A 22,202-nucleotide genomic window follows, 5' to 3' on the forward strand; every position below is an offset into this window, starting at 1 on the left:
CCTACCATGACCTCCCAGACCATCCAGCCCCATTCGCTGTGCACCGCCATTGCCGGCAAGCTGCGCGAGCGCATTCTGGCCCACCAGATCCTGCCCGGCAGCGATATCAACGACGGCGCGCTGGCCCAGGAGTTTGGTGTGAGCCGCACCCCCGTGCGGGAAGCCATGAAGCTGCTGTGCCAGGAAGGCCTGCTGACCGCCGTGCCCCGACGCGGCATGCGCGTGACACAGCTCACGCCGGCCCAGGTGCTGGAAGCCCAGCAACTGTGCAGCCTGCTGGCCGCGCACCTGTCACAGCTGGAAGGCCTGCCCCATGCCGCCAGCACCGCGCTGACCCGCCAGTTGCACGCCGTGGCCCACGCCCGGCTGCGGCTGGCGCAGGGTCAGGCAGGTGGTGCGCCATGGGATCAGACATTCAGCCGGACACCAAGCGCTGCGCCCATCCCTACTTCGGTCTTCTCGCATAGCCCCGCCCTACAACAGCATTCAACGCAGTCCCCAGCGCAGCCACAGCCGTATCCCACTCCGGCGCTGTGAAAGCCGCCACCAGACCCACAACAATGAGCACGCCCCAAAGCCCCAACCCCTACCGCCAGCCCCTGCCCGGCACCGCACTGCATTACTTTGACGCGCAGGCCGCCGTGGAAGCCATCCACCCCGGCGCCTGGGCCACCCTGCCCTACACCAGCCGTGTGCATGCCGAAAATCTGGTGCGCCGCTGCGACCCGGCCATCCTCACCGAATGCCTGGGCCAGATCGTCCACCGCCAGCGCCAGCGCGACTTCCCCTGGTTCCCGGCACGTGTGGTCTGCCATGACATCCTGGGCCAGACCGCATTGGTGGACCTGGCCGGTCTGCGCGACACGATTGCCGCGCAAGGGGGCGACCCTGCGGCCGTGAATCCCGTGGTGCCCGTGCAGCTCATCGTGGACCACTCGCTGGCCGTGGAATGCGGGGGCGACGACCCGCAGGCCTTCGCCAAGAACCGCGCCATCGAAGACCGCCGCAACGAGGACCGCTTTCACTTCATCGACTGGTGCAAGCGCGCGTTCCAGAACGTCGAAGTGATTCCCCCGGGCAACGGCATCATGCACCAGATCAATCTGGAGCGGATGAGCCCCGTGGTCCATGCCGTCAATGGCGAAGCCTACCCCGATACCCTGGTGGGCACCGACAGCCACACCCCGCATGTAGATGCCCTGGGCGTGATCGCCGTGGGTGTGGGCGGGCTGGAGGCAGAGAACGTGATGCTGGGCCGCGCCTCCTGGATGCGCCTGCCCGAAATCGTGGGCGTGCAGCTCACCGGTCAGCGCCCCGGCGGCGTCACCGCCACCGACGTGGTGCTGGCCCTGACGCAGTTCCTGCGCCAGCAGAAGGTGGTGGGCGCCTACCTGGAATTCTTTGGCACCGGCGCACGCAGCCTCACCATCGGCGACCGCGCCACCATCTCCAACATGGCACCCGAATACGGCGCTACCGCCGCCATGTTCGCCATCGACGAGCAGACCATTGACTACCTGCGCCTGACCGGCCGCGAACCGGCCCAGGTGCGGCTGGTCGAGACCTATACCAGGCAGGCCGGCCTCTGGGCCGATACCCTGGCGCACGCCGAATACGAACGCACCCTGCACTTCGACCTGTCCAGCGTGGTGCGCAACATCGCCGGCCCGTCCAACCCGCATGCGCGCCTGGCCACCACCGACCTGACTGCCCAAGGCATTGCCGGGCCCTGGACGCAGACCGAAGGCCAGATGCCCGATGGCGCCGTCATCATTGCCGCCATCACCAGCTGCACCAACACCAGCAACCCACGCAATGTGATTGCCGCCGGCCTGCTGGCGCGCAATGCACGCAACCTGGGGCTGGCACGCAAGCCCTGGGTCAAGACCTCGCTGGCCCCCGGCTCCAGGACCGTGCCGCTGTACCTGCAGCAGGCCGGCCTGCTGCATGACCTGGAAGCGCTGGGCTTCGGCGTGGTGGCATTTGCCTGCACCACCTGCAACGGTATGAGCGGCGCGCTGGACCCCGCCATCCAGCAGGAGATCACGGAACGCGACCTCTACACCACCGCCGTGCTCTCGGGCAACCGCAACTTCGACGGCCGCATCCACCCCCATGCCCGGCAGGCCTTTCTGGCATCGCCCCCGCTGGTGGTGGCCTATGCCATTGCGGGCACCATCCGCTTCGATATCGAAAACGATGTGCTCGGCATGTTCCAGGGGCGCGAGATCCGCCTCAAGGACATCTGGCCCAGCGACGCCGAGATCGACTCCGTGGTCAAGGCCGCCGTCCGGCCCGAGCAGTTCCGTGCGGTGTACGAACCCATGTTCACCATCCAGGCGGACCGCGGTGCCAAAGAAACAGCGCTCTACGACTGGCGCCCGCAATCCACCTACATCCGCCGCCCGCCGTACTGGGAAGGCGCGCTGGCCGGTGCGCGCACGCTGCGCGGCATGCGGCCGCTGGCCATCCTGCCGGACAACATCACCACCGACCACCTCTCGCCCTCCAACGCCATCCTGCTGGACTCGGCCGCCGGGGAGTACCTGCACGCCATGGGCCTGCCCGAGGAAGACTTCAATTCCTACGCCACCCACCGCGGCGACCACCTGACGGCCCAGCGCGCCACCTTCGCCAACCCCAAGCTGTTCAACGAAATGGTGCTGGACGCGGCGGGCAAGGTCCGCCAGGGGTCGCTCGCGCGGGTCGAGCCCGAGGGCACAACCATGCGCATGTGGGAGGCGATCGAAACCTATATGCAGCGCCGGCAACCGCTGCTCATCATTGCGGGGGCCGACTACGGCCAGGGCTCCAGCCGCGACTGGGCCGCCAAGGGCGTGCGCCTGGCAGGGGTGGAAGCGATCGTGGCCGAAGGCTTTGAGCGCATCCACCGCACCAACCTGATCGGCATGGGGGTGCTGCCGCTGGAGTTCCTGCCCGGCACCACCCGCCACACCCTGGGGCTGGACGGCACGGAGACCTTTGATGTGCTGGGCCAGCGCCAGCCGCGTGCGCAGCTGACACTGCACATCCACCGCACCACCGGCGCACGCACCGAGGTGCCGGTGACCTGCCGCCTCGACACGGCAGAAGAAGTCAGCATCTACGAAGCCGGCGGGGTGCTGCAGCGCTTTGCCCAGGACTTCCTTTCCGAAAGCACCCGCCACCGGGAAGCTGCCGCCGCCGTATAAGCACAGCACGACCGAGACACCGCGCCAGAGACACCATGAACCACAGCATGAACGACAGCACCAGCGGCACCCTGCCGGACAGCCCCCGTGACCCACAGCGGTCTGCGCCGCAGATCCGTATTCCCGCCACCTACCTGCGCGGCGGCACCAGCAAGGGCGTGTTCTTCCGCCTGCAGGACCTGCCCGAAGCCGCCCAACAACCCGGCCCCGTGCGCGATGCCATCCTGCTGCGCACACTGGGCAGCCCCGATCCCTATGGCAAACAGATCGACGGCATGGGCAATGCCTCCTCCTCCACCAGCAAGGCCGTGATCCTCAGCCCCAGCAGCCGCCCGGACCATGATGTGGACTATCTGTTTGGCCAGGTGGCCATCGACCAGGCCTTTGTGGACTGGAGCGGCAACTGCGGCAACCTGAGCGCCGCCGTCGGCCCCTGCGCCATCCACATGGGCCTGATCGACCCGGCCCGGATTCCGCACCAGGGCACGGCCACCATCCGCATCTGGCAGGCGAACATCGGCAAGACCATCGTGGCCCATGTGCCCATCATGGACGGCCAGGTGCAGGAAACCGGCGGCTTCACCCTGGACGGGGTGACCTTCCCCGCTGCCGAGGTGGCGCTGGAGTTTCTGGACCCTGCGGATGAAGGTGCGGGCAATGGCGCAGACAGCGGCGGCGCCATGTTCCCCACCGGCCATCTGGTCGACAGCCTGGATGTCCCCGGCGTGGGCCGCCTGACCGCCACCCTGATCAACGCCGGCATCCCCACCATCTTTCTCAACGCCGCAGACCTGGGCTACACCGGCTGCGAGCTGCAGGACGCCATCAACAACGATGCCGCAGCACTCGCCCGGTTTGAGACCATCCGCGCCCACGGCGCCCTGCGCATGGGCCTGATCCAGCGCCTGGAAGACGCCGCCACGCGCCAGCACACCCCCAAGATTGCGCTGGTGGCCCCTGCACAAAGCTACACGGCATCCAGCGGCAAAGCCATTGCCGCCAGCGACATCGACCTGCTCGTACGCGCCCTGTCCATGGGCAAGCTGCACCACGCCATGATGGGCACGGCAGCCGTTGCCATTGCCACGGCCGCCGCCGTGCCCGGCACCCTGGTCAGCCAGGCGGCAGGCGGCGGAGCACGCAACGCCGTGCGCTTCGGCCACCCCAGCGGCACGCTGCGCGTGGGCGCCGAAGCGCAGCACGCCAACGGCAGCTGGCAGGTCACCAAGGCCTTGATGAGCCGCAGCGCCCGCATCCTGATGGAAGGCTGGGTGCGCGTGCCGGGCGAGGTACTGAACGCCCGCTGAAGCCGCGCAGCACAACCGATCCCACGATCCCTCGCGCCGCCGGCTCGGCGGCCAAACGCCTGGCCCCGCCCCGCCCCGCCCCGCCCCGCCATACATCATCAGCGCAGAAACAACCGCAACAACCGGCGCCAAAGCAGGCGCCGAAGCAACCACCGGAACCCACACATGAACCCCAAGCAACAACTCGCAGCCCTGGCCCAGGCCCGCCGCGGCGTCCTGGTCCCCGGCGCCTTCAACGCCCTGTCGGCGCGGCTCATTGCGGACCTGGGCTTTGAAGCCATTTACGTCACGGGCGCCGGTGTCACCAATATGTGGTTCGGCATGCCCGACCAGGGCTTCATGGGCCTGAGCGACATTGCCGACCACACCGCCCGCATCCGCGACGCGGTGGAAGTGCCGCTGCTGGTGGACGCCGACACCGGCTTCGGCAATGCCGTCAACACCTACCACGCCGTGCGCACCCTGGAGCGTGCCGGTGCCGACTGCATCCAGCTGGAAGACCAGGTCTCGCCCAAGCGCTGCGGCCACTTCAACGGCAAGCAGGTGATCGAGACCAGCGAGATGCTGGGCAAGATCAAGGCCGCCGTCGACGCCCGCCGCGACAGTGGCACCCTCATCATGGCCCGCACCGACGCCGCAGCCGTGCACGGCTTTGAAGCCGCCATCGAACGCGCCCAGGCGTTTGAGGAAGCCGGCGCCGACATCCTGTTTGTTGAAGCCGTCACCCGCGCCGAAGAAGTGCGCGCCCTGCCCCAGCGCCTGCACGCCCCGCAGCTGATGAACATGGTCATCGGCGGCAAGACCCCGCTGTTCAACGCCGATGCGCTGGGCCAGATGGGCTTTGGCTTTGTGCTCTACGCCAACGCCGCGCTGCAGGGTGCCGTGGCCGGCATGCAGAAATGCCTGACCGTGCTGCGCGATGCGCACCAGGTGGATGAAGACCCCGCCATCGTCGCCCCCTTCCTGGAACGCCAGCGTCTGGTGAACAAGGACTTCTGGGACGGGTTGGAGCAGAAGTACCAGTAAGGCACTGCGAACGCTCAGACCGCGCTGAACGGCTCGCGCGCCAGCGCAATAAAGGCCTGCAGGTAGTCAATGTCCATGTCCGCCTCGCGCGCGCCCAGGTGGATCTGCTTGGCAATGCCTTTCTTGCCCAGGCGCACGGGCACCACCGGCATCTTGCCGGCGTACTCCAGCGCCAGCCAGCGCGGCAGCGCCGCCACGCCCCGGCCACTGGCCACCATCTGCAACATGATGTCGGTGGTCTCAATGGTCTTGTGCCGGCGCGGCGCAATGCCTGCGGGCAGCAGAAACTGGTTGTAGATGTCCAGCCGGTCGGTGGCCACCGGGTAGGTGATCAGCACCTCGCTGCCCAGCTGCCGGGGCAGCACATAGTCCGCCTGCGCCAGCGGGTGCTGGCTGGAGACCACCAGTACCTGCTCGTAATCGAACACCGGCACAAACTCCAGGCCCGGCTTGTACAGCGGGTCTGGCGTCACCAGCAGGTCGATCTCGTAGCCGAACAGCGCGCCAATGCCGCCAAACTGGAACTTCTGTTTCACGTCCACTTCCACATCGGGCCAGGCCGCCAGATAGGGCGAGGCGATCTTCAGCAGCCACTGGTAGCAGGGGTGGCATTCCATGCCGATGCGCAGCGCCCCCCGCTCGCCCTGGGCGAACTGCTTGAGCCGGGCTTCGGCCAGGTCCAGCTGCGGCAGCACGCGATTGGCCACGGCCAGCAGGTACTGCCCGGCCTGCGTCAGCCGCAGGCTGCGGCCTTCGCGCAGCCAGATATCGGTGCCCAGCTGGCCTTCAAGCTTTTTCATGCTGTGGCTCAGCGCCGACTGCGTGACGCACAGCACATCGGCCGCTGCGGTCAAAGAGCCTTGTTTTTCAACCTCTTGGAGGATGGCGAGATGGATGCGCTCCAGCATGAATGAATACAACTCATGGATATGTGAGATTTAACCATTTTACTTCATGGATATCGGTCTCTAGCATTCGCCCCCATTGCTTGAACGCACAACGCTTGACGACAGGAGCAGCATTCCATGACCACCATCCACAACCTCGGCTTTCCGCGCATCGGCGCCCAGCGTGAACTCAAGTTCGCGCTGGAGTCCTACTGGAAAGGCGAATCCTCTCGCAATGCACTGAAACAGCTGGGCGCCGAACTGCGCGCACGCCACTGGGCCAGCCAGCAAGGCCTGGACCTGGTCCCCGTGGGCGACTTCGCCTTCTACGACCAGGTGCTGGACATGAGCTTCACCCTGGGCAACCTGCCCGAGCGGGTGCAGGACTTCCATGGCGACCCGCTGGACAACTACTTCCGCGTGGCCCGGGGCCGTTCCGCCCAGGGGGTGGAAGCGCATGCCCTGTGCTGCGGCGGCGTGGCCGCCGGAGAGATGACCAAGTGGTTCGACACCAACTACCACTACATCGTGCCGGAGTTCACGGCCGCCACCACCTTCCAGCTGGACGCCTCGCGCCTGCTGGAACAGCTGGCCGAAGCCCGGGCACAGAACGTGAACGCCAAGCCTGTCATCATCGGCCCCATCACCTACCTGTCCATCGGCAAGGCCAAGGACAACAGCAACAAGCTGGACCTGCTGCAGCGCCTGCTGCCGGTGTATGCCGAACTGCTGGAAACGCTGGCCGCACAAGGCGTGCAATGGGTGCAGATAGACGAGCCGGTGCTGGTGACCGAGCTGGACGCCGACTGGCAACACGCCTTCAATCTGGCCTACCACCACCTGAAGGCCAGCCGCCTCAAGATTCTGCTGACCACCTATTTTGGCGAACTGGGCGACAACAAATACCTGGCCGCCAACCTGCCCGTGGCCGGCCTGCACATCGACGCCACCACCGGCCGCGACGATGTGCAGCAACTGCTGGGCCTGCTGCCCCCGCACAAGGTGCTGTCGCTGGGCGTGATCAATGGCCGCAACATCTGGAAGACGGATCTGGCGTCCGTACTGGACTGGCTGGAGCCACTGGCCGAACGCCTGGGCGAGCGCCTGTGGATCGCACCCAGCTGCTCCCTGCTGCATGTGCCCGTGGACCTGAACAGCGAGCACAAGCTGGATGCCGACGTCAAATCCTGGCTGGCCTATGCGCTGCAGAAGCTGGATGAATTGCGCGTGCTGGGTCAGGCGCTGACGCAAGGCCGCGCCGCGGTCAGCGCCGAATTGGCAGACAATGCCGCCGCACTGGCCGCCCGCCGTGCGTCGCCGCGCGTGCACAACCCGGCCGTGCGTGCCGCCGTGGCCCGCATCAGCGCCCAGCTGGGCCAGCGCCAAAGCGCCTACAGCGTGCGTGTCGCCAAGCAGGCGGCGCTGCTCAAGCTGCCGGCCTTCCCCACTACCACCATCGGTTCCTTCCCACAGACGGCAGAAATCCGCCAGGCCCGCAGCGCCTTCAAGGCCGGGCGGCTGGACAGCGCCAGCTACCAGGCGGCCATGCGCGCCGAGATCGAGCGCAGCGTCCGCGAACAGGAGGCCCTGGGTCTGGACGTGCTGGTGCACGGCGAGGCCGAACGCAACGACATGGTCGAATACTTCGGGGAACAGCTTGACGGCTATGCCTTCAGCCAGTTCGGCTGGGTGCAGTCCTATGGCTCGCGCTGCGTCAAACCGCCCATTCTGTTTGGCGACATCAGCCGCCCCCGTGCCATGACGGTGGAATGGATACGCTATGCCCAGTCGCTCACCGCGCGCCCCATGAAGGGCATGCTGACCGGCCCGGTCACCATCCTGAACTGGTCCTTTGTGCGGGACGACCAGCCCCGCGCCGATTCGTGCTACCAGCTGGCCCTGGCCATCCGCGAGGAAGTGCTGGACCTGGAGCGCGCTGGCGTGCAGATCATCCAGATCGACGAGGCCGCACTGCGCGAAGGCCTGCCGCTGCGCAAATCCCAGTGGCAGCACTATCTGCACTGGGCGGTGGAGTCCTTCCGCATCACGGCCAATGGCGTGGCGGATACCACCCAGATCCACACCCATATGTGCTATTCGGAATTCAACGACATCATGGCCTCGATTGCGGACATGGATGCGGACGTGATCACCATCGAGACCTCACGCTCGGACATGGAACTGCTGGACGCCTTCGAACACTTCCAGTACCCCAACGAGATCGGCCCCGGTGTCTATGACATCCACTCGCCCAACATCCCCACCCAGCAGCACATCGTCAGCCTGATGCACAAGGCAGCAGAACGCATCCCCGCCGAGCGCCTGTGGGTCAACCCCGACTGCGGGCTGAAGACACGCCAGTGGGCCGAAGTGATTCCGGCGCTGCAGCACATGGTGGCCGCCGCCCGCAGCCTGCGCGCCGATCCCCGGCTGATCGCACAGGCGGCGTAAGCAGCGGTGCTGGTGTGACAGTGGCTGGCAGCTTGTGAGCAGGTGGGCCACGCAGGGACAGCGTGGCCTCACCTCTCACTGACGCGCCCCTCCGCCGCCCCGGGCTGCCATGCCGACCGTGGAAGCCCTGGGCGGCGGACCTTCGGGAACCGTCTTGCAGCCTGGGCAAAATAGGCGCCCAACACAAGGTTTCAAATAGGCCCTCTTCAGCAGCAAGAACTCAGCAGCGAAAAAACCATGACGCACCAGTACCAATCGCACATTGTGTGGACCGGCAACCGTGGAGAAGGCACCGCCGGCTACCGCTCCTATGACCGCACCTGGGACATCGCGGTCGAAGGCAAGCCGGTCATCCATTGCTCCAACGACCCCCTGCTGGGTGGCGATCCCACCAAGATGAACCCCGAAGATCTGCTGCTGTCAGCGCTGGCCGCCTGCCACATGCTGTGGTACCTGCACTATGCCGCCGTGGACGGGGTAGTGGTGCTGGACTACCAGGACACGCCGGTGGGGATCGCAGAGCTGGGCGCAGGTGGTGCCGGCAGGTTTGCCAGTGCCACGCTGCATCCAAAGATCACGCTGCAAACAGGCAGCAATGTGGAAGTGGCCCGCGCTATCCATGGCCGCATTCACGAAGTCTGCTTCATCGCCCGCTCGGTGAACTTCCCCATCACCTACGAACCGGTGTTTGTCTTTGCCGACAAGTGATACAGAGGATGCAGAGCGCTTCTCGGGAGGCAGGCCAGGCTGACCGGCGTAGCGGCTCGTGTGCCAGGGCTGCCTGTGGCTTGGAAAACAGGTGAACAGCGGACCACCCCATGCAATCCAGCTGGTCGATTCGCTTTTCAGCCCTGCTGGGTACAGAGTCTGTTGGTGAGATAAAGGGGCAGCAGATAGGGCTATGCCCTACCCGCCCCGTGGTGGCCCTTACCGCCCTTCAGCCCCCGGCGTAGCGTGCTTCAGATGGATCAGCGGATAAGGACGCCCTTGTCCATCCAGCGCAGAACGGCCTGTGCGCTGGAAACCCATGCTTTCGTAAAAGCCCACCGCCTGAGCGTTCTGCTCATTGACGTCGGTGGTCATGCCCGCATGCAGCGCCAGCCCGTGGCGCACCAGCGCTGCGCCAATGCCTTGCCCTCTCACCGCAGGGTCCACAAACAGCGCCTCCATATGCCCGTGGTCGATCAGCATGAAAGCCAACGGCCGGTCGTTCCCGTCCACCGCCAGCCACAGCGGAGCACTGGGCAGAAAACCGCAGACCATGGCATCCAGCGCCACCCGGTCTTCGCGGGTCAAGAAGTCATGGGTCGCATCCACGGCATCACGCCAAATTTCCACGGCGCGCGCGCCGTCATCGGGCCGGGACATTCGTATTGCAGTCATGCCGTGATTATGGATATGGGGGGCATGCATCAGCGGATGGAAGTTGCCTGCCTGCAACTGTCTAAAGCATCCGCGCTAGCGGCGGGTTTAGGCTGATCTGAGTCATTCATGGTCCGGCAACTGAGCGGCAGCAACGGCCCACACCAGCCGCTGAACGCTGCCTATCCTGAACGGCCGCTTCACCCTCGGTACCAGCCGCTCTCGTGATCGGCACATGCCGATGGCGCAGGCCAGACTGGGCAGCGCCTGCACCTACGACACTGTCTAAAAAGGCATGTGCGGCAGCAGCCCAATTTGGCGATGCTGGTGGCGTAAAGAAAGCCGTAGGTGTGGCGTCAGCACATCAACCACATCCAATCTCCAGCACGCACCGGTTACCTTAAAAATATAAGATAAACGAATTAGGGGCAGTGGAGAAGAAATTAATGATCGTCGGGATCGACCTGGGAACGACCAATAGTTTGGTCGCAGTATGGAAAGACGGAAAGCCAACTCTCATACCCAACGCCATGGGAGACATGCTGACCCCTTCGTGCGTCAGCTTAGATGAAGATGGCACCGTATTGGTGGGACGCGCTGCGCGAGAGCGCCTGCAAACCCATCCTGAACGCACCGCTGCTAACTTCAAGCGGTACATGGGCAGTGACAAGACGCTGACCCTAGGTGATCGCGATTTCCGTACGGAAGAACTTTCCTCGCTGGTCCTGCGGGCCTTGAAGGCGGATGCGGAGGCCTTTCTGGGCCAGCCTGTCGAGGAAGCTGTCATCACCGTGCCAGCGTATTTTTCGGATGCCCAGCGTAAAGCGACACGGGCGGCGGGCCGTCTCGCCGGACTACGGGTCGAACGGCTGCTCAATGAACCCACAGCAGCAGCGCTGGCGTACGGCTTGCACCAACAAGATGCCGAAACACGCTTCCTGGTCTTCGACCTGGGAGGCGGTACCTTCGACGTATCCATCCTGGAGATGTTCGAGGGCGTCATGGAGGTTCGCGCTTCCGCAGGCGACAATTTCCTCGGAGGCGAGGACTTTCTTCAGGCTCTGGTGGACCTGTTCATCGAACGAAAGGAACTCCCCTCCTCCGTACGCGGGGACGGTCGCTTCATGCAGAGACTGGTGAGTGCAGCAGAACGAGCCAAACGCGACCTGAGCGATCTGCCAAAAACCGCGCTTTCCGTGGAGTACGAAGGAAGGACGCTCACCCTGGCAATCGACGAGCCGATGCTCGAGCATGCTTGCGCGACTCTGCTCAAGAGGCTGCGTGCACCCGTGGAGAGAGCGCTGCGCGATGCCAACCTCCGAAGCGCCATGCTCGACAACATCGTGCTTGCAGGCGGTGCAACCCGCATGCCCGTGGTCAGACGCCTTGTGACCACGATGTTCGGTCGCTTCCCCGCGATCGACTTCAATCCCGACGAAGTCGTCGCGTTGGGGGCAGCGGTCCAGGCAGGGCTCAAGGCCAAGGACACCGCGCTGAAGGAAGTCGTCATGACGGACGTCTCCCCCTACTCGCTCGGGGTCGCGATTAGCAAACGCATGCCCGACGGCAGCTCCACCCACGGGCATTTCGATCCCATCATCGAGCGCAATACAACGGTGCCGGTCAGTCGGGTGAAAAACTACATTCCCACGTCGGCCAGCCAAGTGTTCATCGACCTTCAAATCTTCCAGGGTGAGTCCCGCATGGTCAGGGACAACATCCACCTCGGAGACTTGCGTGTGGAGTTGCCTGGTGCAAGCCCCGAAGAGTCCGCAGTGGATGTCCGATTCACCTATGACGTGAATGGCCTGCTGCAGGTAGAGGCCACCGTCTTGAAGACGCGCCAGACCTTCAGCGTGGTGATCGAGGGCAATCCGGGCTTGCTGACGGAAAACGAGATTACCGAACGGCTCGCCACCATGAGCGGGTTGAAGATCCATCCGCGAGACACGCTGGAGAACCGCACTGCCCTCGCGCGCGCGGAGCGCATCTACTCTCAGTTGCGCGGCACTGCACGCGAGTGGCTGAGCGAACAAATCCTGCAGTTCGAGGCGCGCCTTGCGACCCAGGATGCCCGTGTTGCGTCCCAGGCGCGAGCGCGCCTGGTGGATCTACTGAACCAACTCGAGCGCAGCGAGGCCGTGCTCGACGAGGAAGAACGCTGAAAGCTGGCTCGTGGAACACTCCCTTCCCCCATTTCTTGCGAGGCTGGGGCTTGATCAGGCCGCCGACGAGCGCGCGATACGGCGGGCCTATGCTCGTCTTCTCAAGCAGACCGATCAGGAATCGGATGCAGAAGGCTTCCAGTCGCTGCGCGAAGCCTATGAAATCGCGCTGCTATGGCAAGCCCAACAGCATCGACAGGCAGAAGGTTCGGCAAACGCCGATCCTTCTTCGACGGATGCCGCCGACGCCGGTACCGCAGCCAATCCGCCGGTCTCGAGCATCACTGAGAGCACGCCGGATTTCGCCGCGGAGTTTGCCCAGTCCGGATCGCCGGCTAGCGAGTCGACCTTCATGTCAGCGGAGACTGAAGCTCAAGCAACTCGAGCGGCGGCCGCGAACGAGTCGGAACAGGCCGCGCGAGGTCTCCTGCAGGAGCTGCGTGATAAGCTTTCAACGGGTTGGCCCAAGGACCGGAGCGTTGCACGTACTTGGCTGAACGCAACTCTCGAAGGCGATCGTCTGGTCGACATGGACGCTCGATTTCTCTTCGAATTCGGTGTAGCTGGCGCGCTCGCCGATGGGTGGCGTCCTGGAAAAGAGAACTTGTTCGGTCCGGCTATCGACTGCTTTGGTTGGCGCGAGGACCGTGGCCGATTAACGGCTTTCCGCCGCGCTGGCAGCATTGTGGCCGCAGCGATTGCCGAACTCGAATTCTTCGACAGCCTGCCAGACAAGACCCGCTCAGCGCAGCGTGATCTCATCCGTCGGCTGCGTGAAAACAACCAGCCCGGCACGTCCCTCCTACTCCGGCAGATGCCCTTGCTAGAGCACATTTCGCAGCTCTATCCCCACTGGCTGTATCTCATCACCAACACGCACAACATCGAGCGATGGCGTGAATGGGCAGGGGACGTTCCGAAGTGGCGCCGATGGTTGTCTCATCAGCCTCGAAGAGCACACACCCAACAGCGCGCGGGAAAGAGCGGCCCGCGATTCGGATGGATATTTGTTGCACTACTGATCCTGAGCGGCCTTGCGCGATTTCTCGGGTCGTCGACACCGCAACCACCTCCACAGCTGCCAGCTAGCTATAGCCCGGTAGGAGGCGCGAAACCGGTGTCGGAGCCATTCCCCCGGTTCGGAGCAACCGGATCGCTCCTAAACGGCGTGCGGTCGCCCGGCTCGCTCACACCCAACGCGCACAGCGAGCATCCCACGCCGCTTCCATTGAACACCGGCTTACCCGCGACGGCGCGCCCAGCTGTCGCTGCAACATATCTTGTCCAGCCTAAAGTGGCTTACCCGAGCATTGCCAAGCGCATGGGACTACAAGGTAGGGTCGTCGTGGCGGCCATCATCGATCCCGATGGCAAGATTCGCCGCGCCCAGGTACAGACAAGTTCAGGCCACGCAGTCCTGGACGAAGCAGCGATGACGGCGGTGCTGAATGCTACGTTCGTGCCAGCGAAGGATGCTGCGGGCAAGCCCATCGCCAGCACGTACATGGTCCCCATCAACTTTAAATTGACCGACGAAGAGGATGTCGTGCGCTTGCCCCGAACGTATGGCGAGGCGGTTCGGGACGCCATGCGTCCCTACATTATCTTCGGGGATCCTGTGAGCGGCAATCCCGCCGCGGAAGTGACGCTCAAGCTCGCGGAGGACGGCCGAATTCAGGACCATAAGCTCACAAAATCGAGCGGAAACAAGGCTTGGGACGCCGCCGTGCTTCGAGCCATTCAGCGCATACCCAGATTACCAACCGATCAGAACGGTAAGGTGCCCCCAGAGATGGTCATCGCTTTCCGTCCGAACGCTTGAGTTTCAAGCCTCGCTGCCGTGTTGCTGCGGGCGACTGCATATTCCGGTTGAATTGACCACCTGTGCCGGTTACGCTTGACAAGGCTGCTGGCCATGGCCGCATAGCTCTACTTCTCAGAGTTGCGGATTCTGGGGGGATTACCACACCAACCGCCAGGAGCGCGACATGTGAATGAGTCGCTGCAGGTACTCTAGGCTTATGTACGGGCTAACAATCTTTACGTCCTGATCTCTGATGACCTGCACGATGGCGCGATCAAATGGAGATTCTTGATCCGGCATGTCAGGAGCGTGGTAGAGCAACCTCGGCATATGTCCCTGTATGTTTCTTGTGTTGATGCCTATTGTGCGACGCCAAATCAACCGCAGCTGCGCCTTGGCAGGCCGGATAACGCGCGCCGACCACGGTAATGTTTCGCGATGCAAGGGGTGAACTGTTGAGGCAACAGACTTGGAGCCATCTCAATGTAGGTGCCCTAGCGATGTCCCCCACATTTGAGTAGCACTAGTGCTTCAAGTCCACTCCTAAAGACAGCAGTAGGCTGTCGTCCGCATCAACGTCTGTTCAGGGGTGCATCTTCAGTACGACATGACAACGGACATCCAGCAACCTATTGGCTTGCAGCTAACGGCCACTGTCCTCTGCTTACCTCAAACCTGTCGTTGGGCAGTCGCCGGCGTCAATGCTCGAATGGCCGTTATGGAGCGGCGACCGATCGGTCGCAATGCTGCTACAAGCAGCAGCAATCGCTGCTTTGCAACCATTGCCCCACCTCATCAATTCGCGTTTTGAGGACACCGGATACAAAGCTTCCCGGCTTCCCCCCCCCCCGCCGTTCGAACCCGCTGCCAATGAAATGTGAGAATGGCTGCCAATTCCCCCCCTGCCAAGGATGCACCTTGATCTCCGTCCGCCCCATCGCTCCACACGAATGGCAGAAGTACCGGGATATCCGTCTGCAAGCGCTGCAGGATGCCCCCGATGCCTTTGGCAGCACATGGGCGGCGGAAGCGGCGCAGACAGATGAGCACTGGTCCGCACGGATTACGGCGGCAGCGGCAAGCGATATGGACCGTGCGCTTTTTGCCGTCAACGGCGAAGTGGTGTGTGGACTGGTCTGGTGCAAGCTGTCCGCTGCAGAGCCCGGCGTAGCCGATATCTACCAGATGTGGGTGGCACCCACTGCCCGTGGCATGGGGGCCGGGCGCGCCTTGCTGGGCCACGCGCTGGCCTGGGCAAAGAACCGTGGAGCACAGCGTGTCCGGCTGGGGGTGACGGTGGCAGGCTCCCCGGCCATGCGGCTGTACCGATCACACGGTTTTGCCCCGGTGGGAGAGCCAGAGCCGCTGCGCGCAGGCTCTGCCCTGATGGCGCAGGCCATGGAGCTGAACTGGGGCACACCTACTGCGCGCTGAACAGCGCGATGCAGCGAGGTCACGGCCAGTGACTTGAGCCACTGGCAAGACCGAGCTAACTCCCAGCGGGAAACAGCTTTTGCACCAGCGGGTGCAGCAGCTTGCGGCTGGCGCCGATCGCAAAGAACTGCTCCTCAACCCCCGCGCAATCGCCCAGGCGCTTCACGCCATAGCGGGTGGTCAGCTCGTCGTGCACCAAGCTTGCCATGGGAAAGACGCCCATGCCCGCTGAGCCAAAGGTCTTGAGCAAGGCGCTGTCCTCGAACTCTCCGGTCACATGGGGCTGTATGCCTTCACGCTCAAACCACTGGTCCAGCCTGGCGCGCACGGCAGCGTGGGTGGTGGGCAGCAGCACCGGCACCTTGGCCAGCGACTGCGGAAAGCCTCGCCGGGCTGCGGCGTAGAGCGATGCCGGCGCATACCAAGTGATGGGCGATGCGCCCAGCAGGTGGCTGTAGACCTTCAGATTGGGGTTGGGCGGGGCTGCACGGTCCGCCAACACCACATCCAGCCGGTGCAGCGCCAGGTCCCCCAGCAGATCCGCAAACTCGTCCACCAGGCACAGCAGCCGCAGATGGGGTTCCTGCATCACGGGCTGCATCAGGCTGCGCACCGCCAGCTTGGGCAGTTCATCGGCAATGCCCACCACCAGGCGCACCGTCGGCGTACCCACGGCATCGTGCACCACCGCAGGCAGTTGCTCGCCCAACTGAAAGATCTGCTCGGCCTGCCGCATGGCCGCAAGCCCCGCATCCGTCAGCACCAGCCCCCGCCCGGCGGGCTTGAGCAGGGCATAGCCCAGGGACCGTTCCAGCTCGCGCACCTGGGTGCTGACGGTCTGCACCGCCATGCCCAGGCGTTCCGCAGCACGGGCCATGCCGCCTTCCTTGGCGACTACCCAGAAATAGTAGAGATGCCGGTAACTGAAGCCTGGACCCATGGTTCGGTTTTTCAGAGCTGTGGCTTCCTGATTATCTGCTTCTACAAACCGTCTGCATGGCTATCGTTGGGGCATTGCATGCAGGGAAACACCAGGGAGGAAACAGATAGGCATACCCCAAAGGGATGCGGCGAGCACCCCTCCCGCAGCCAACCCAGAACCCATGCGGCCATGGCGCAGGCATGCAACGCCATCCGCTGTGGCACACACCGTGCAACCGCCAGGAGAAAGACCATGCTGAAAGTTCTTGTCCCGTCCGATGGCTCCGCCAATGCGCACTATGCCGTGCGCCATGTGATCCAGCAGTACCAGACGCAGCCCAGCCTGGACATCCACCTGCTGAACGTACAGCCCCCCTTCCCGCAGCTTTTCAACGATTACGCCAGCAAGGGCGACCTGATGGAGTTCCACCAGGAGCAGGCCGCATCCGCGCTGGCAGGCACCCGGCAGTTGCTGGATGCGGCAGCCATCCCCTATACCGTGCACACCGAAGTCGGCAACACCGTGGACTGCATTGTCGACACCGCCCGCCGGCTGGGCTGTGACGGCATTGTGATGAGCACGGCGCGCAAGAGCGCGCTGGTGCGCCTGGTCGAAAACTCGGTGACCAACCAGGTGCTGGCGCGCACCAGCGTGCCCGTGGAGGTGATTGCAGGGGAAGCCGCTACCAGGCTGGAGCGCTTTGGCATTCCCGCAGGTGTTGGGGCCGGCGCAGGCCTGGTCGCCCTGTGGATGGCCTCCAACTGATTCGGCAGGCCGCCTGCGGCCGGAGCGAGCCCGCCATGTGCCCACCCGGCCCGCCCGGGCATCCCGGTAGAAGCAGCCCTGACGACATCAACCGCATAAACGGCACACGCCGCCTGGAGCCTTGGCATGCACACCATCGACACCCTGGCCACCGGCCCGATGTGGATCGGCTTCATCGCCTTTGTGTGCGCCATGCTGGCCCTGGATCTGTTCGTTCTGGGCGGCAACAAGGCACACAAGGTGTCGGTGCGGGAGGCCGCAGGCTGGACCGTCACCTGGATGACGCTGGCCACCACATTCGGCGTTCTGCTGTGGTGGTATCTGGATGCCACGGCAGGCCGCGACATCGCCAACCGCAAGGCGCTGGAGTTCTTTACCGGCTACCTGATCGAACAGGCGCTGTCGGTCGACAACATGTTTGTGTTCGTGATGATCTTCACCTACTTCGCCGTCCCGGCGGAGCTACAGCGCCGGGTGCTGCTGTACGGCGTGGTAGGCGCCATCGCCATGCGCGCCATCATGATTCTGGGAGGCATCTGGCTGGTGTCCGAATTTTCCTGGGTGCTCTATCTGTTCGGGCTGTTGCTGGTTATCACCGGGGGAAAGATGCTGTTCATGCATGGGCACCAGCCCGATCTGGAACAGAACCCCTTGCTGCGCTGGCTGCGCGGTCACATGCATGTGGCGCCTGGCTTTCATGGCCAGGCGTTCTTTGTGCGTATCGACGGGGTGCGCCATGCAACGCCCATGTTCCTGGTGCTACTGATGATCGAGGCCAGCGATCTGGTCTTTGCTGTCGACAGCATCCCGGCCATCTTTGCCGTCACCACCGACCCCTTCATTGTCTTCACCTCCAACATCTTCGCGATACTGGGTTTGCGGGCGCTGTACTTTCTGCTGGCAGACATGGCGGAACGCTTCTATCTGCTGAAGTACGGTCTGGCCCTGGTGCTGATCTACATAGGGGGCAAGATGCTGGCCATGCCGTGGTTCCATATGCCGGCGCACTGGTCGCTGGCCATTGTGGGATCGATCGTGCTGGTCTCCGTGTGGCTCAGCGTGAAGCTCTCCGCCCGCAAACCATCCAAGGGGCTTGTATGAGCGATGCAGCCACACCGGTCACCATCTCGGCCTCTGTCCCGTCCTGTATGCCGGCACCGGATCTGGAGCGGCGCGACAACCTCGGCAGGCTGACATCCCTGGCCTGGTACGGCGGCCAGACCCGCGCCGCCACCACCAGCACGCGCTGGCTGGTGGCCGTGGACGGTTCCGCATGCTCTCTGCGCGCGGTGACCGCCGCCGCGCACCTGGTGGCGATGGGGCAAGGAGATGTGCTGGACCTGGTGAACGTTCAGCCCTGGCTGAGCAAGGAAGCTGCAGAGTCCGAACTGGCACAGCGCGGCTGGGCCGCCACCGCCCCGGCGCGCCAGTTGCTGCAAGCATCCGCCACGCCCTGGCAACTGCATGTGCTGATGGGAGAGGATGCCGCCGCCATCGTGGAACTGGCCGAATCACTGGACAGCCTGGGCATCTGCATCGGCTCCCATGGGTGGACGGCCGCCGAAGCCGTGCTGCTGGGCTCCGTGGCCTGCAAGGTGCTGCGCCTGGCCAAGGTACCGGTCCTGATCGTGCGGTGAACCCCATCCCGCAGCTGCACCCACCGGCCTGACGCCCCTTTGGCGTCAGGGCCGTCAAAGAAGTTCGCGGTCGCACGGCCGTCCATCAGGAAGTCGCTGTCGGTGAGCGCGACGCTACATGACGGCGTACCAACAGTGATGAAGGGAGGCCTTCAAACCGAAAGCGGTCTCTTGCGAGTGCACTGCGCCAGCCACTGCTCGCCAGGCGCAATTGTGTCCTGCCCGGCCGTGGGCATGCCTCTGCGCTGGGTTCGTGGCTTTACGCTTCTGTCGTTGACGCCTGCGATCGGCTCAATTAATATCCATCCGGTCGGAAATAAATTTTACTGCCATGGGACGTTCACGGGTCATTGACCAAGATCAACTGCTGGATGCCGCTGAAGCGGTCATTGCGCGCGAGGGAGCGGCCAAGCTGACGCTGGAGGCCGTGGCGGTGCAAGCCGGTGTCAGCAAAGCCAGCGTGACCTACGACCACAAGACCAAACAAGGCCTGATCGAGGCGCTGGTGCGCCGGGCGCTCGCGCGTGACAACGCGTTCAACCATGCCGAAGCGCAACGGCTGGGCGACGCCAACGCACGGACGGTCCGTGGGCGCATCGCTGCTGCGGCGAACCCGCTGCCACCACAGCAGCGTGCCGTGGCCTTGAACCTGTGCGCAGCACTGGCCCAGGATGGCGATCTTCGGCACCTGATGCAGGCGAACCAGGCGGCCGTCATCGCGGCCATCCAGGCCGATGCGGCTCAACCGCGCGGTGCCCTGATTGCCTACCTGGCACTGGAAGGCTTGAAGCTGCTGGAGAGTCTGGACTTCCATTCCTTTGCGCAGCCCGAGCGCGACCGGCTTTTGGCAGACATCGAGGCACTGGTAGACCATCCTCCTGCCGTTGCGGCAGTGCCCGCCCAGCCGGCCAGCCCACAGCCTTCGCGCCGCCGGTAACACCGGCGCGCCCTTTTTTCTGCACTCCTCGCGGGCCGCACGGGCGGCCTGCGGCCTCACTTCGCCCACTTTCTGCCTCTGCGACCCATGACACCTTCCGTACCGCCATCCACAACCCCTCACACCCTGCCCGCACCACGCTTGCGCCGGCTTTTTTTGACCGGCGGCAGCGGCTATGTAGGCCGCAATCTGGTGCGGCATTTTGTGGCGCAGGGCGTAGAAGTCCGTGCCCTGGCGCGCAGCGCCAGCGCATACCAGTTGCTGCGTTCGCTGGGTGCACAGCCCGTTGAAGGCGACCTGTTCTCGCCACAGTTGCACACTGCCATGCAAGGCTGCGACGCGCTGGTCCATGCAGCAGCCGACACCCAGCACGGCCTGGCCAGCGAGGCCCAGCAGCTGACGAATGTGGAAGGCACCCGGCGGGTTTTTGCCGCCGCAGCCCAGGCGCAGATGGCGCGCGCGGTGCACCTGAGCACTGAGTCGGTGCTGCTCGACGGGCGCCCGCTGGTCAACGCCGACGAACACCACCCCTACCCGGCGCATCCCGCCGGCGGCTACACCGCCACCAAAGCCCAAGCGGAGCGGATTGCCCTGGCCGCGGGCCAGGCGGGCATGCAGGTGTGCGTGGTGCGTCCGCGGTTCGTTTGGGGCCGCGATGACACGACCGCATTGCCCCTGTTGCTGCAAGCCGTCGACGCAGGCAAGTTCGCGTGGATTGGAGATGGCCGCTACCGGACCTCCACCACCCACATCGGCAACCTAGTGCATGGTATTGAGCAGGCCTTGCTGGCAGGCAAGCCCGGGCAGTGCTACTTCATCACCGACGCCGATGTGGTCGAGTTCCGCACCTTCATCACCAACCTGCTGGCCACACAGGGGCGCAGCATGACCGACAAAGCGGTCCCCCGCTGGCTGGTGTTTGCCGTGGCTGCCATCTCGGAGCGCTTCGCACTCTTGTCCGGTGGGCGCTGGCATCCCCCGGTGACACGGCAGGCACTGGCGACCTCGGCCGTGGAGGTGACCCTGAACATCGGCAAGGCCCGCCAGGAGCTGGGATATGCGCCGGTGGTCAGCCATGCCCAGGGTCTGGCAGAGCTTGCACAGCTGCACCGTGCCAAGACCGGGTCGATGGCTTAGCGCGTCGAACCAGCACCCGCCCGGCAGCCCCCACAGCCTGCAGCGGCCATCGCCATAAGCCGCCAGCCAGCCAGCCAGCCAGCCAGCCAGCCAGCCAGCCAGGTGCATTCTTTCAGGACGGCTGCTCGCCATAGTGCAGCTGCACCACCTGCCATGCAGCGCCCTCGCGCCGCCACAATTCGGTGAACTGGACCAAGTTGCCTTTGCCACGCGGCGTCTCTATCCGGCCCGTGCCCCAGGCGGTGACCACATCCGGGGTGACGGCCTGCCAACAGAGGTTTTCATCCTGGGCCCTGCTTCCCTGCGGAAACCAGCGTCCCGCCTTCACCGCATTGGCAATCCCCTGGAGCCGCTGCGCCCGCGCTTCCATGCCATGGGGGCCCATGACGACGAAGTCCGGGCTCTCCAAGGCCTCCAACCGCAGCACGTCGCCTGCCACATAGGCCCCATACCAACTGGAGCGGATCTCCAACCATTCTCTGTGCATGCCAGCCATCCCCCTGTGTTTTGTCTGGCAGTGAGTCTAGGGCCCTCGCGTCGGGCACACAGACCGACCCGAGGCTGACACCCGGACTTGCATCACATCCACCGTGGGCCCGAGATCACCGCCAGGCGCCATCGGTTGAACCGGAAATTGCCTGAAGCGGACCTCCATTGGAAATGGCTCTGCATCCTTTACAGTCGGTGAACTCCAGATCCCTTGCAGCTTTGCAGCTCGCAATAAAACCAACAGCTTCTGAAAATTGGATGAAAAAATTTCTCTTGCCGGTATTGATTGCCATGGGCTTTACGAGCCCTGCCTGGGCTGACACAGAAAAGGACATCGTGCAAGTCCTGGCCTCTTGCCTAGTGGAAAATGCACCAGACAATTGGGACGAGCTTTCTGTGCATTACTCCCGAAATGGAAAGAATGACAAAGGCCTCAATCAAGTGTCGGTGACCCACCGCGTGAGTGCCGGCGGTGTGACGAACAGGCTGGAGCCGTGCAGACCCCTGATTCCTGCGATGTTGGTCGAAAAACTCAGCGCCACCCTTCCTGAAAATTCACAGCAATGGAAGGCCGTCGACATCAAGATATTCAAAACCGGGCGGTTTAGCATCGAGTGGGTACAGCCTGAAGGCTAAGCCCTGTACAACTGCAGGCTGGCACCATTCGAAAACAGCGCCGCCCGGGCCT

General features: G+C 64.1%; 19 protein-coding genes. 15 read left to right on the forward strand and 4 right to left on the reverse strand.

The features are described from left to right. The first annotated feature begins 6 nt into the window (after nucleotides 1–6). The 4 genes from QM470_RS06960 to QM470_RS06975 all read left to right on the forward strand — a co-directional run bounded on the left by QM470_RS06960 (nucleotide 7) and on the right by QM470_RS06975 (nucleotide 5,524). The gene (locus tag QM470_RS06960; protein ID WP_283338705.1) at nucleotides 7–537 is read left to right on the forward strand and encodes a GntR family transcriptional regulator; all 531 of its coding nucleotides are present in this window, start codon (nucleotides 7–9) and stop codon (nucleotides 535–537) included. Nucleotides 538–560: 23 nt separating this feature from the next. Continuing rightward, nucleotides 561–3,191 (forward strand): Fe/S-dependent 2-methylisocitrate dehydratase AcnD, encoded by a 2,631-nt coding sequence (acnD, locus tag QM470_RS06965; RefSeq protein ID WP_283338706.1) that lies wholly within the window; start codon nucleotides 561–563, stop codon nucleotides 3,189–3,191. 47 nt (nucleotides 3,192–3,238) lie between these two features. Next, nucleotides 3,239–4,498: a 2-methylaconitate cis-trans isomerase PrpF gene (gene prpF, locus QM470_RS06970; protein ID WP_283338871.1), complete on the forward strand. Its 1,260-nt coding sequence runs from the start codon at nucleotides 3,239–3,241 to the stop codon at nucleotides 4,496–4,498. Nucleotides 4,499–4,663: 165 nt separating this feature from the next. After that, nucleotides 4,664–5,524: an isocitrate lyase/PEP mutase family protein gene (locus QM470_RS06975; RefSeq protein WP_218333941.1), complete on the forward strand. Its 861-nt coding sequence runs from the start codon at nucleotides 4,664–4,666 to the stop codon at nucleotides 5,522–5,524. A gap of 14 nt (nucleotides 5,525–5,538) precedes the next feature. Here QM470_RS06975 and QM470_RS06980 read toward each other — a convergent pair whose 3' ends face one another. Further along, nucleotides 5,539–6,432 carry a LysR family transcriptional regulator gene (locus QM470_RS06980; RefSeq protein ID WP_066535243.1) on the reverse strand — a complete coding sequence of 298 codons (894 nt, stop codon included), beginning with the start codon at nucleotides 6,430–6,432 and terminating at the stop codon, nucleotides 5,539–5,541. 117 nt (nucleotides 6,433–6,549) lie between these two features. Between QM470_RS06980 and metE the strand changes: the two genes are divergently transcribed. Then, on the forward strand, nucleotides 6,550–8,862 hold the full coding sequence (gene metE, locus QM470_RS06985) for a 5-methyltetrahydropteroyltriglutamate--homocysteine S-methyltransferase (protein ID WP_283338707.1): 2,313 nt from the start codon (nucleotides 6,550–6,552) through the stop codon (nucleotides 8,860–8,862). Nucleotides 8,863–9,099: 237 nt separating this feature from the next. After that, on the forward strand, nucleotides 9,100–9,570 hold the full coding sequence (locus QM470_RS06990; RefSeq protein WP_283338708.1) for an OsmC family protein: 471 nt from the start codon (nucleotides 9,100–9,102) through the stop codon (nucleotides 9,568–9,570). Nucleotides 9,571–9,789: 219 nt separating this feature from the next. On the opposite strand, the gene QM470_RS06995 is transcribed toward QM470_RS06990, so the two are convergent. Beyond that, nucleotides 9,790–10,245: an acetyltransferase gene (locus tag QM470_RS06995; protein ID WP_283338709.1), complete on the reverse strand. Its 456-nt coding sequence runs from the start codon at nucleotides 10,243–10,245 to the stop codon at nucleotides 9,790–9,792. 425 nt (nucleotides 10,246–10,670) lie between these two features. Between QM470_RS06995 and QM470_RS07000 the strand changes: the two genes are divergently transcribed. From QM470_RS07000 to QM470_RS07010, 3 genes are all read left to right on the forward strand, one after another. Continuing rightward, nucleotides 10,671–12,389 (forward strand): Hsp70 family protein, encoded by a 1,719-nt coding sequence (locus QM470_RS07000; RefSeq protein ID WP_283338710.1) that lies wholly within the window; start codon nucleotides 10,671–10,673, stop codon nucleotides 12,387–12,389. A gap of 10 nt (nucleotides 12,390–12,399) precedes the next feature. Next, complete coding sequence (locus QM470_RS07005; RefSeq protein WP_283338711.1) at nucleotides 12,400–14,211, forward strand: TonB family protein; 1,812 nt, start codon at nucleotides 12,400–12,402, stop codon at nucleotides 14,209–14,211. Between the two features lie 900 nt (nucleotides 14,212–15,111). Further along, nucleotides 15,112–15,627 carry a GNAT family N-acetyltransferase gene (locus QM470_RS07010; RefSeq protein WP_283338712.1) on the forward strand — a complete coding sequence of 172 codons (516 nt, stop codon included), beginning with the start codon at nucleotides 15,112–15,114 and terminating at the stop codon, nucleotides 15,625–15,627. Nucleotides 15,628–15,682: 55 nt separating this feature from the next. On the opposite strand, the gene QM470_RS07015 is transcribed toward QM470_RS07010, so the two are convergent. Beyond that, on the reverse strand, nucleotides 15,683–16,567 hold the full coding sequence (locus tag QM470_RS07015; protein ID WP_283338713.1) for a LysR family transcriptional regulator: 885 nt from the start codon (nucleotides 16,565–16,567) through the stop codon (nucleotides 15,683–15,685). A gap of 234 nt (nucleotides 16,568–16,801) precedes the next feature. Between QM470_RS07015 and QM470_RS07020 the strand changes: the two genes are divergently transcribed. The 5 genes from QM470_RS07020 to QM470_RS07040 all read left to right on the forward strand — a co-directional run bounded on the left by QM470_RS07020 (nucleotide 16,802) and on the right by QM470_RS07040 (nucleotide 21,025). Beyond that, nucleotides 16,802–17,314, forward strand: coding sequence for a universal stress protein (locus QM470_RS07020; RefSeq protein WP_283338714.1), 513 nt, complete (start codon nucleotides 16,802–16,804; stop codon nucleotides 17,312–17,314). Nucleotides 17,315–17,440: 126 nt separating this feature from the next. Then, complete coding sequence (locus tag QM470_RS07025) at nucleotides 17,441–18,415, forward strand: TerC family protein (protein WP_283338715.1); 975 nt, start codon at nucleotides 17,441–17,443, stop codon at nucleotides 18,413–18,415. Further along, the gene (locus tag QM470_RS07030) at nucleotides 18,412–18,951 is read left to right on the forward strand and encodes a universal stress protein (protein ID WP_283338716.1); all 540 of its coding nucleotides are present in this window, start codon (nucleotides 18,412–18,414) and stop codon (nucleotides 18,949–18,951) included. The genes QM470_RS07025 and QM470_RS07030 overlap by 4 nt, the downstream gene beginning before the upstream one ends. Nucleotides 18,952–19,282: 331 nt before the next feature. After that, nucleotides 19,283–19,888: a TetR/AcrR family transcriptional regulator gene (locus tag QM470_RS07035; RefSeq protein ID WP_283338717.1), complete on the forward strand. Its 606-nt coding sequence runs from the start codon at nucleotides 19,283–19,285 to the stop codon at nucleotides 19,886–19,888. Nucleotides 19,889–20,029: 141 nt separating this feature from the next. Beyond that, nucleotides 20,030–21,025 (forward strand): NAD-dependent epimerase/dehydratase family protein, encoded by a 996-nt coding sequence (locus tag QM470_RS07040; RefSeq protein ID WP_283338718.1) that lies wholly within the window; start codon nucleotides 20,030–20,032, stop codon nucleotides 21,023–21,025. A 112-nt stretch (nucleotides 21,026–21,137) separates the two neighbouring features. Here QM470_RS07040 and QM470_RS07045 read toward each other — a convergent pair whose 3' ends face one another. Continuing rightward, on the reverse strand, nucleotides 21,138–21,512 hold the full coding sequence (locus QM470_RS07045; protein ID WP_283338719.1) for a nuclear transport factor 2 family protein: 375 nt from the start codon (nucleotides 21,510–21,512) through the stop codon (nucleotides 21,138–21,140). A gap of 173 nt (nucleotides 21,513–21,685) precedes the next feature. Here QM470_RS07045 and QM470_RS07050 point away from each other — a divergent pair, with 173 nt between their 5' ends. Continuing rightward, nucleotides 21,686–22,150 (forward strand): hypothetical protein, encoded by a 465-nt coding sequence (locus QM470_RS07050; RefSeq protein ID WP_283338720.1) that lies wholly within the window; start codon nucleotides 21,686–21,688, stop codon nucleotides 22,148–22,150. Nucleotides 22,151–22,202: the final 52 nt, after the last annotated feature.

Source organism: Comamonas sp. 17RB (assembly GCF_030056555.1).
GTDB classification, from domain to species: domain Bacteria; phylum Pseudomonadota; class Gammaproteobacteria; order Burkholderiales; family Burkholderiaceae_C; genus Comamonas; species Comamonas terrigena.

What these genes read in the sequence shown, in the direction of transcription:
- QM470_RS06960 (WP_283338705.1), top strand. Translation starts at nt 7, where the DNA reads ATGACCTCCCAGACCATCCAGCCCCATTCGCTGTGCACCGCCATTGCC.
- acnD (WP_283338706.1), top strand. Translation starts at nt 561, where the DNA reads ATGAGCACGCCCCAAAGCCCCAACCCCTACCGCCAGCCCCTGCCCGGC.
- prpF (WP_283338871.1), top strand. Translation starts at nt 3,239, where the DNA reads ATGAACGACAGCACCAGCGGCACCCTGCCGGACAGCCCCCGTGACCCA.
- QM470_RS06975 (WP_218333941.1), top strand. Translation starts at nt 4,664, where the DNA reads ATGAACCCCAAGCAACAACTCGCAGCCCTGGCCCAGGCCCGCCGCGGC.
- QM470_RS06980 (WP_066535243.1), bottom strand. Translation starts at nt 6,432, where the DNA reads ATGCTGGAGCGCATCCATCTCGCCATCCTCCAAGAGGTTGAAAAACAA.
- metE (WP_283338707.1), top strand. Translation starts at nt 6,550, where the DNA reads ATGACCACCATCCACAACCTCGGCTTTCCGCGCATCGGCGCCCAGCGT.
- QM470_RS06990 (WP_283338708.1), top strand. Translation starts at nt 9,100, where the DNA reads ATGACGCACCAGTACCAATCGCACATTGTGTGGACCGGCAACCGTGGA.
- QM470_RS06995 (WP_283338709.1), bottom strand. Translation starts at nt 10,245, where the DNA reads ATGACTGCAATACGAATGTCCCGGCCCGATGACGGCGCGCGCGCCGTG.
- QM470_RS07000 (WP_283338710.1), top strand. Translation starts at nt 10,671, where the DNA reads ATGATCGTCGGGATCGACCTGGGAACGACCAATAGTTTGGTCGCAGTA.
- QM470_RS07015 (WP_283338713.1), bottom strand. Translation starts at nt 16,567, where the DNA reads ATGGGTCCAGGCTTCAGTTACCGGCATCTCTACTATTTCTGGGTAGTC.
- QM470_RS07020 (WP_283338714.1), top strand. Translation starts at nt 16,802, where the DNA reads ATGCTGAAAGTTCTTGTCCCGTCCGATGGCTCCGCCAATGCGCACTAT.
- QM470_RS07025 (WP_283338715.1), top strand. Translation starts at nt 17,441, where the DNA reads ATGCACACCATCGACACCCTGGCCACCGGCCCGATGTGGATCGGCTTC.
- QM470_RS07030 (WP_283338716.1), top strand. Translation starts at nt 18,412, where the DNA reads ATGAGCGATGCAGCCACACCGGTCACCATCTCGGCCTCTGTCCCGTCC.
- QM470_RS07035 (WP_283338717.1), top strand. Translation starts at nt 19,283, where the DNA reads ATGGGACGTTCACGGGTCATTGACCAAGATCAACTGCTGGATGCCGCT.
- QM470_RS07045 (WP_283338719.1), bottom strand. Translation starts at nt 21,512, where the DNA reads ATGCACAGAGAATGGTTGGAGATCCGCTCCAGTTGGTATGGGGCCTAT.
- QM470_RS07050 (WP_283338720.1), top strand. Translation starts at nt 21,686, where the DNA reads ATGGCTCTGCATCCTTTACAGTCGGTGAACTCCAGATCCCTTGCAGCT.